We start from the raw sequence: 1,084 nt of genomic DNA, 5'->3' as shown, positions 1-1,084 counted from the left end.
CGGCCGCTACCAGCCCTGCCAGGAACGGCAGAACGGCAACGGCCGCGAACTCTTCGACGTGGACTACCCCGACAGCTTCTGGGAAGCCTGCCTCAGGGAGCACCTAAAGCCTCGACAATCAGCCTGACCTGCGCAGGCGTATAGCACTTGGCACGCGGATTCAGCCCGGTCTTCTCCAAAGCCTCGGAGAGGCCGGGCTTCATTTTTATCCAGCGGTTCAGCATCTTCACCGCACTGTCTGCACTGATTCTCGGATTGTATTTTGCTGCCAGCTCCCTCTTCCCGTAGCTGCGCAGCTCGAACGGATGTTCGGTCATTTCTTCCTCTCTCATGGTTTTGCCGCTTTTTTATGATTGATAATTCCGTTTAACTGCATCACAAATATAGCGAAAACTAACAACATAAGCAAGCATATTCCATACTTTCTTCACACAAAAACATACCCTAACCTACAAAAACATACTTATACGGACACAAACCGACCGTAACCAACAATAACAGATTCATTACCAAACAGATATAGTATCTTTGAACCAGCAGACAAGGAGAAAGGGATGCCATGGAGCCCACCGGAAAGCCTGCACGGGAGGAACGCCGTACCGATTCCATTCACAACAAACAAAAATCTTAACATCATGACAAAAGCATTAGTAGTGCGCGTACAACGCCACAAGAAAATCGGGGACAAAAGCTCCCCCATGGTCTACACCCTGGTGCGCAAGCCCAAGGACGCCAAGACCTACGACCTGGAACGCATCGCCGCCGACATCGAGGCACTGGGCGGCATGTCGGCCGAAGACGTGCTGCATGTGGCACGCGGCCTGATCCGCAGCATCCGCCAGATTCTGACGGACGGAAACACGGTGAAAGTGGACGGCCTGGGACTGTTCCGCACCACCTTCAGTTGCGAGACCGCCGAAGAGGCCAAGAACTGCACGGTGAAGAACATCACCCGCGTCAACATCCGCTTCATGGCCGACAGCTCGCTCCGACTGGTGAACGACACCAACGCCTCCACCAAAGGCGCCCCGAACAACATCGAGTTCGAACTGGTCACCGCCGACAGCTCCGGCACAGGCAGTGG

At 54.2% G+C, this 1,084-nt stretch carries 2 protein-coding genes; one reads left to right on the top strand and one right to left on the bottom strand.

Annotated elements, in window-relative coordinates; translation table 11 throughout:
• Positions 1 to 92: 92 nt before the first annotated feature.
• Positions 93 to 317, bottom strand: a complete 225-nt coding sequence (locus tag QVP67_RS08685; RefSeq protein WP_416372166.1) for a DUF4248 domain-containing protein — start codon at positions 315 to 317, stop codon at positions 93 to 95.
• Between the two features lie 318 nt (positions 318 to 635).
• Here QVP67_RS08685 and QVP67_RS08680 point away from each other — a divergent pair.
• On the top strand, positions 636 to 1,084 hold a 449-nt coding region (locus tag QVP67_RS08680), incomplete at its 3' end, for a DNA-binding protein (protein WP_288180053.1).

Origin of the sequence: Bacteroides sp. CAG:633 (assembly GCF_000435115.1) — a bacterium.
Classification (GTDB): Bacteria; Bacteroidota; Bacteroidia; order Bacteroidales; family Bacteroidaceae; genus Bacteroides; species Bacteroides ndongoniae.
The sequence above is the reverse complement of the archived record's forward strand: the minus strand, read 5'-3'. Positions and strand labels throughout refer to the sequence as shown.

What these genes read in the sequence shown, in the direction of transcription:
- QVP67_RS08685 (WP_416372166.1), bottom strand. Translation starts at nt 317, where the DNA reads ATGACCGAACATCCGTTCGAGCTGCGCAGCTACGGGAAGAGGGAGCTG.